This window comes from Pseudogracilibacillus amylolyticus (SeqCode) (assembly GCF_051918545.1).
In the GTDB taxonomy this organism is placed as follows: domain Bacteria; phylum Bacillota; class Bacilli; order Bacillales; family Amphibacillaceae; genus Pseudogracilibacillus.
Genome location: NZ_JBPPZG010000187.1, coordinates 1 through 7,676 on the forward strand (window position 1 = coordinate 1; position 7,676 = coordinate 7,676).

6 protein-coding genes are annotated in these 7,676 nt (G+C 35.4%); 5 read left to right on the forward strand and 1 reads right to left on the reverse strand.

What is annotated here, in order from left to right; genetic code table 11:
* Together ACPYKA_RS16595 and ACPYKA_RS16600 are read left to right on the forward strand one after the other, a co-directional pair.
* Positions 1-844 (forward strand): pyruvate kinase alpha/beta domain-containing protein (locus ACPYKA_RS16595; protein ID WP_479543331.1); only part of this gene is annotated, 844 nt, incomplete at its 5' end.
* A gap of 44 nt (positions 845-888) precedes the next feature.
* The gene (locus tag ACPYKA_RS16600) at positions 889-1,278 is read left to right on the forward strand and encodes an FxsA family protein (RefSeq protein WP_479543332.1); all 390 of its coding nucleotides are present in this window, start codon (positions 889-891) and stop codon (positions 1,276-1,278) included.
* Between the two features lie 571 nt (positions 1,279-1,849).
* Here ACPYKA_RS16600 and ytvI read toward each other — a convergent pair.
* Positions 1,850-2,959, reverse strand: a complete 1,110-nt coding sequence (ytvI, locus tag ACPYKA_RS16605; RefSeq protein ID WP_479543333.1) for a sporulation integral membrane protein YtvI — start codon at positions 2,957-2,959, stop codon at positions 1,850-1,852.
* Positions 2,960-3,266: 307 nt separating this feature from the next.
* Here ytvI and citZ point away from each other — a divergent pair, with 307 nt between their 5' ends.
* The 3 genes from citZ (at position 3,267) to mdh (ending at position 6,962) form a co-directional block, all read left to right on the forward strand.
* The gene (gene citZ, locus ACPYKA_RS16610) at positions 3,267-4,385 is read left to right on the forward strand and encodes a citrate synthase (RefSeq protein WP_479543334.1); all 1,119 of its coding nucleotides are present in this window, start codon (positions 3,267-3,269) and stop codon (positions 4,383-4,385) included.
* 195 nt (positions 4,386-4,580) lie between these two features.
* Positions 4,581-5,843: an NADP-dependent isocitrate dehydrogenase gene (icd, locus tag ACPYKA_RS16615; RefSeq protein ID WP_479543335.1), complete on the forward strand. Its 1,263-nt coding sequence runs from the start codon at positions 4,581-4,583 to the stop codon at positions 5,841-5,843.
* 180 nt (positions 5,844-6,023) lie between these two features.
* On the forward strand, positions 6,024-6,962 hold the full coding sequence (mdh, locus tag ACPYKA_RS16620) for a malate dehydrogenase (RefSeq protein WP_479543336.1): 939 nt from the start codon (positions 6,024-6,026) through the stop codon (positions 6,960-6,962).
* Positions 6,963-7,676: the final 714 nt, after the last annotated feature.

Sequence of the window (7,676 nt, forward strand, 5' to 3'; positions counted from 1 at the left end):
AGATGCAATTATGTTATCTGGCGAAACAGCTGCAGGAGATTTTCCGGTTGAATCAGTTAAAATGATGAATGTAATTGCTCTTAAAACAGAATCAGCACTTGATCATGAAATGGTATTGAAACATCGAATCAAATCTAGTTCTATGACGATTACGGATGCGATTAGTCAATCTGTAACGCATACCGCAAAAAATTTAGGCGTAAGTGCTATTATCACTCCTACCCAAAGTGGACATTCTGCACGAATGGTTGCAAAATATCGTCCAAAAGCACCAATTATCGCTGTTACTTTTTCTAAAAATGTCTTTCGTCAACTCACTTTAGTCTGGGGAGTATACCCTGTTTTAAGTGAAGAGATCAATGATACGGATGAATTATTGGATACAGCGGTAAATAAAGGGTTAGAAACAGGGTTATTTACAAGAGGTTGTAAAGTTATCATTACTGCCGGCGTACCGGTTGGAGTGAGTGGAACCACAAACTTAATGAAAGTTCATGTTATCGGAAATGTAATTGCAACAGGTCAAGGAATCGGACGCAACTATGTTTATGGTCAAACAGTCGTTACAAATGATATTCAAGAAGCAAATGAAAGATTAAATAAAGGTGATATTCTTGTCACTTCCGCAACGGATAAGGATATGATGCCGGCGATTAAAAGAGCTGGTGGATTAATTACAGAAGAAGGAGGATTAACTTCACATGCAGCTGTAGTGGGGCTTAGCTTAGGGATACCAGTTATCGTAGGAGTAGAAAATGCATTAAATATTATTAAAGATGGTGAAGATATTACAATTGATGGAGGTACAGGGAATATCCACCAGGGACATGCGAGTGTGCTATAATGTAAATATAGTCAAAAGGAATTTAAACTGAAAGGTCGATACCTATGTATTGGTTCATTCTCATCTTTATCCTTCTACCAGCAATAGAAATTGGCATTTTTATTTGGAGTGGAAACGCAATCGGTGGCTGGTCAGTAGTAGGTCTCATTATCTTGTCGAGTATTATTGGGGCTGCGCTTGTAAAAAAAGAAGGATTGGAAACATGGAAAAAAGCACAATTAGCGATGTATAATCGAGAGGTACCTAGAGAAGAAATAATCGATGGAATTTGTATCATTCTTGGGGGCATACTTTTATTAGCCCCCGGATTTGTGACGGATTTTCTTGGGTTTTTATTAGTCCTCCCTTGGACAAGACCTCCATTTAAGAAGTTAATCATATTCTTAATCCTAAAAAGAATCTCAAAAGGAAATATTATTTTCCGAAGATGGTAAACAAATTCAACAAGACTAGGATATATCTAAATGTTTTACTCCAAAGATGAATGGTAATAGAAGAAAGTTTATGATGATACTATTCAAACTGTCGGCTCTTCATACGTAGTTGAAGGAAACTGTGCAGTAGTGAAAACTTAAAAACCTAGTAACAGCTTCGTTGATTTCCGCCTCCGGGCAGTACGCTTTCCGTGGGCACGGTTTCAGCCTCTGAAGCAGAAACCCACTGCTTCTGAGTCTTCAGACACGTGCTTTTCCCACAGGAGTTGACTGCCCTCCGGCTCCAACCAACCATTGAGATAGTAGTAACAAACTGTGCAGAGTTGTTTACCAAGCACACCCAGCGGAGGAAATACACGGAGACTCCTACGGGAGGAAAGGCCTAGGTGAGACAACGCAGTGCGTAGCACAAGGAAGGCTCATCAGCCGCCCGTGGAAAGCGCAGTGTATTTCCGTAGCGGAGGACAATTACTATCCAACTTTACTCAACAGTTTACGGATACAGTTTGAAATATAATTTATCATTCGGATTTCCCTTTGAGTTAAACGCTTTTGCTCCAGTCTGATTAAATTATCCATTCTTTATAAACCGCCAAATATAATGGACGATTCCTGCGTGGTAGATTGCACTAATGATAATAAGTGCAATTGGCGTGATAAAAATACCGATTAAACCTAAACTTTGTATGCCAATAAACAAAATAATTAAAGCAACTAAAGGATGAAGACCAATACTAGAGGCGAGTATTCTCGGTTCAATAATTTGCCTTATAATAATAATTCCAATATATAAACAAGATAATTGAATAGTTAAGATGTATTGTTCTGTGAAAAAATTATAAATGATCCATGGTATAAAAATAGCACCTATCCCTACATATGGAATAAAATCGACAAAGAATGTTGTTAAAGTGATCATTAGTACGTTTTCGACCTTGAATATAAATAGGCTGACCATTACAATAAGACTAGAAATTGTTGTAATAATTATTTGTGCTTTCAAAAAGCCAAATACAGAACTTTTCAAGTGTTTAAAGATTGGCTGTAATTTTTGAATAAATCTTTTGGGAACATTGTTGTACAAATGGACTTTTAATTGCTCTAAATCTTTTGTCATTAAAAATGAAGCTAATAATATAAAGATAATTATTGTCCCAACATAGGATAAAGATGACAGAACAGTTGAAGTTGATAAAATTATATTTTTTAAAAAGTAAGAACTAGATGATCCCAGTTCATCTATCATTAGGTGGATATACTGATCAATATCAATTTCTTCAGTAGGTGGCAGGAAAGTTATCGTTTTAGTTAGCTTCTCGTAAGCCGGCAACAGATAAGCTTGTCCTATTTCCGTTAATAGTAATTTAATATTTTTAAATTGTTCTGGTAATGACTCAACTAAAGAAGTTGACTCTTCCAGCAATCTTTTTAATAAAAAGAAACAGCCGGTAGTAAATAATGTAAAAAAACTCATCATTGTAAATAATGTAGCTATCGTTCTGTTAAGTTTCCATTTGAATTGTATTTTAGTAACAAGCGGATTTAGAATGAAGGCGACAAGCAGTGCAATAATAAATGGATAAATATAAATAAACGTATATTTTCCTATTAAAAAAAATCCGACCAAGATTGCGGAAACAGATAAAAACCGCAGAAATTTTATAATAAATTGGTTATCCATTATTTACCCTCTTTTAATCAAAAAATTCTATGAAAATAGTAAATACCCTCTTTTCCTACTATATGTTCAATAGTTATTTTATAGACTTTATATGTCAAAAAGAGTGCGTAAATGGTCAGAATTCTTTAGTGATCCCTTATAATTTATTTGAGAAAACCAAGAAAAACCAACAGTTTGTAATAGCTTTCAATTCACTTTAGAGGAAAAATCCTTTATAATAATTTTTAAAGAAAAGCTTTAAAATATATCATATATATTTATCATTCAATTTTAAACAGAATTAAATTATAAAAAGGAGAGATTAGTTATGACAGCTACAAGAGGACTTGAAGGGGTTATTGCTACAGAGTCATCAATTTGTTCTATTATCGATGATAAGCTAGCATATGCGGGGTATTCGATTGATGACTTGGCAGAAAACGCTACTTTTGAAGAAGTTGTGTACTTATTATGGAATCGTGAACTTCCAACTCAAGAACAATTGAATGAGATTCGTACAGAACTTGCAAATGAAATGGAAGTACCTGAAGCGATTTATGACCATTTACGTTCCTATGATTTAACAAAGGTTCACCCAATGGCAGCGCTTCGTACAGCGGTTTCTTTACTCGGATTGTATGATGAAGAAGCGGACGTAATGGATAAAGATGCAAACCACCGAAAAGCAATTCGACTACAAGCAAAAGTTTCCACGATAGTAACAGCTTTATCAAGAATTCGTCAAGGTAAGGATCCAGTAACACCTAAGAAAAACCTAAGCTTTGCTGAAAACTTTATTTATATGTTAAACGGAAAAGAAGGCGAAGATATTGAAGTTGAAGCAATTGATAAAGCATTAGTTCTTCATGCAGACCACGAGTTAAACGCTTCCACTTTTACAGCTAGAGTATGTGTTGCTACTTTATCTGATGTATATTCTGGTATTACTGCTGCAATCGGTGCATTAAAAGGACCTCTACACGGTGGAGCGAACGAACAAGTTATGGCGATGCTTCTTGAAATCGGAGAAGAAGAGAATGCAATTCCTTATATTAAGAAAAAATTAGAAAATAAAGAACTTATCATGGGAATGGGTCACCGTGTATATCGCTCAGGAGATCCACGTGCAAAACACTTGCAAAAAATGTCTAAGGAGTTAACAAAGTTAAGAGGACAAGAAAAATGGTACAATATGTCCGTAGAAATTGAAAAGTACATTAAAGAACATAAAGGGCTACCTGCAAATGTTGATTTTTATTCCGCTTCTGTATATCATAGTTTAGGGATAGATCATGATTTATTTACACCTATTTTTGCGGTAAGCCGGATGTCGGGATGGTTAGCGCATATTTTAGAACAGTATGATAATAACCGCCTAATTCGTCCACGTGCTAAGTATACTGGTCCAGGTTTACGTGAATTTGTACCAGTAGAAGAGCGTAATTAATAAGTCAGGGAAGCTGGCTTACTGTAATAGCCGGTATCCCCGGCTATTATTTTGCTGTAGATAGTACATAATTATATCTATATGCTTATAGAGAAAGAGATTTTAGAACACTTGTAACTTAATAATCCGGATAAATAAATCGTAAGTCGATTCCTTGTGAAAGGTTATACAAATATTACTAGGAGGTTTTATTTAATGACTGATAAAATTGTTGTAGAAAATGGAGTATTGCAAGTACCAGATAATCCAGTAATCCCATTTATCGAAGGAGACGGAACTGGTCCTGACATTTGGGCTGCTGCAAGTCGAGTTTTGGATGCAGCTGTTGAAAAAGCATACGACGGCAAAAAGAAAATTGCTTGGAAAGAAGTTTTTGCTGGTGAAAAAGCATTTAATAAAACTGGAGAATGGTTACCACAAGAAACGCTTGATACTATTGAAGAATACAAAATTGCAATTAAAGGGCCTTTAACTACTCCTATTGGCGGTGGTTTTCGTTCATTAAACGTTGCCCTTCGTCAAGAACTTGATCTATATAATTGCTTACGTCCAGTTCGCCATTATACAGGAGTGCCATCACCTGTTAAACATCCAGAAGACGTAGATATGGTAGTTTTCCGTGAAAATACGGAAGATATTTATGCAGGAATTGAGTGGCAGCAAGGAACACCTGAAGTTAAAAAAGTAATTGACTTTTTACAAAATGAAATGGGCGTTAAAAATATTCGTTTCCCTGAAACTTCTGGAATTGGAATTAAACCAATTTCTGAAGAAGGAACAAAGCGTTTAGTTCGCGCTAGTATTGAATATGCAATTTCTGAAGGTCGTAAAAGTGTAACGCTTGTTCATAAAGGAAATATTATGAAATTTACAGAAGGTGCATTTAAAAATTGGGGATACGAAGTTGCTGAAGAAGAATTTGGTGATAAAGTATTCACATGGGCAGAATATGACCGCATTGTTGAAAAAGATGGTAAAGACGCTGCAAACAAAGCACAAGACGAAGCTGAAAAAGCTGGAAAAATTATCGTTAAAGATGCAATTGCAGATATTTTCTTACAACAAATTTTAACTCGTCCGAATGAGTTTGATGTAGTTGTTACAATGAACTTAAATGGAGATTATGTTTCAGATGCATTAGCGGCTCAAGTTGGTGGAATTGGAATTGCTCCTGGTGCGAATATTAACTACGATACAGGACATGCAATTTTTGAAGCTACACACGGAACTGCACCAAAATATGCAGGTCTTGATAAAGTGAACCCATCATCTGTTATTTTATCTGGTGTTTTAATGTTAGAACATTTAGGATGGAAAGAAGCGGCTGATTTAATTACTAATTCTATGGACAAAACTATTTCTTCAAAAGTTGTCACGTATGACTTTGCTCGTTTAATGGATGGAGCAACAGAAGTAAAATGTTCTGAATTTGCGGATGAACTAATCAAAAACATGTAAATCAATAAAATGGTATTCAAAAGTAAGATAAAAAGGATCGAGAACGGCTAAAGTTGTTGGTGCGCTAGGATCGTTTTATTCAAACGACTTAGCAACGCCGACACGAGCTTGTTTTATACGTGAAATTGTATTTTTATTAGACTTTTTGAACAACCTTTCAAAAGAAATGGGGATTTTCTAATGGCTATTAAACGAAGAAAGATCTCAATTGTAGGTTCAGGATTTACAGGCGCAACTACTGCGTTAATGGTCGCACAAAAAGAACTTGGTGATGTAGTATTAGTCGATATTCCGCAAATGGAAAAACCGACACAAGGAAAAGCATTAGATATGCTTGAAGCTAGCCCAGTCCAAGGTTTTGATGCGAATATTATTGGTACATCAGATTATGCAAATATTAAAGATTCTGATTTAGTTATTGTTACAGCGGGGATTGCTCGTAAACCCGGAATGAGTAGAGACGATTTAGTCAACACGAACGCTAGTATTATGAAATCAGTAGCACAAGAAATCAAAAAGTATGCACCGGAAACATTCATTGTTGTATTATCTAACCCTGTTGATGCGATGACATACACGATTTTTAAAGAAACTGGATTTCCAAAAGAACGTGTCATTGGGCAGTCAGGTATTTTAGATACAGCAAGATTCCGCACATTTGTAGCACAAGAACTGAATCTTTCGGTAAAAGATATTACCGGATTTGTATTAGGTGGACATGGAGACGATATGGTCCCACTTATCCGTTATTCTTATGCTGGCGGAATTCCTTTAGAAACATTAATTCCGAAAGATCGTTTAGATGCAATTGTTGAACGGACAAGAAAAGGCGGTGGAGAAATCGTCGAACTACTAGGAAATGGTAGTGCTTATTATGCTCCAGCTGCAGCTCTAACAGAAATGGCAGAAGCTATTCTTAAAGATCAACGACGTGTATTACCAGCAATCGCCTATCTTGAAGGTGAATACGGCTATAAAGATCTTTACCTTGGCGTGCCTGTTATATTGGGTGGTAAAGGTATCGAACAAGTCATTGAACTTGAATTAACAGCTGATGAAAAAGCTGAATTAGATAAATCAGTCGAATCTGTTAAAAATGTTATGGAAGTATTAAATTAATATGAAATTCGAAGTCCTTCTACTGGTTAAGCCAGCAGAAGGACTTTTATTTTTCCTAGGATTAAGTAGGGGACTGAGTTATGTGATTCGTTTGTTTGATTACGATTTTGTTCGTGGTTAAATCCTAACTCTCGTGGTTAATTTTAGAATTAGCTGGATAAGGCAAATCACCGTGGTTAAATCCCGAATTGCGTGGTTAAAATCTATCCCTCGTGGTTAATTTCTGAATTAGCTGGATAAGGCAAATCATCGTGGTTAATTCTCAAATTGTGTGGTTAAATCCAATTTCTCCGTGGTTAATTTCAGAATTAGCTGGATAAGGCAAATCATCGTGGTTAATTCTCAAATTGCGTGGTTAAAATCTATCTCTCGTGGTTAATTTCAGAATTAGCTGGATAAAGCATTTCTTCGTGGTTAATACCCAAACAGTGTGGTTAAAAGTTATTTCTCGTGGATAAATCCTATCTCTCGTCGTTAATTTCTGATTTGGCTGGATAAATCTTATCTTCATAGTTAACATAAGAGTATTGTAGTTAAAATATGCCTGAATCTACATTGTTTGTTTTTTTATCTAAAGCAAGATATTAAAACTGGATTGTAAAATCTTTGTATATTTTTTAAAATATTTTTCACTTTTATCAAACTTCATTGTAAAATAGAAGTAGACATACCTAAAACTATAGAAGAGAGGGTATTTTGTGGACCGAACAATAT

Excerpts from the sequence above, each read along its gene's own strand:
- citZ (WP_479543334.1), top strand. The coding sequence starts at position 3,267 with ATGACAGCTACAAGAGGACTTGAAGGGGTTATTGCTACAGAGTCATCA.
- icd (WP_479543335.1), top strand. The coding sequence starts at position 4,581 with ATGACTGATAAAATTGTTGTAGAAAATGGAGTATTGCAAGTACCAGAT.
- ytvI (WP_479543333.1), bottom strand. The coding sequence starts at position 2,959 with ATGGATAACCAATTTATTATAAAATTTCTGCGGTTTTTATCTGTTTCC.
- ACPYKA_RS16600 (WP_479543332.1), top strand. The coding sequence starts at position 889 with ATGTATTGGTTCATTCTCATCTTTATCCTTCTACCAGCAATAGAAATT.
- mdh (WP_479543336.1), top strand. The coding sequence starts at position 6,024 with ATGGCTATTAAACGAAGAAAGATCTCAATTGTAGGTTCAGGATTTACA.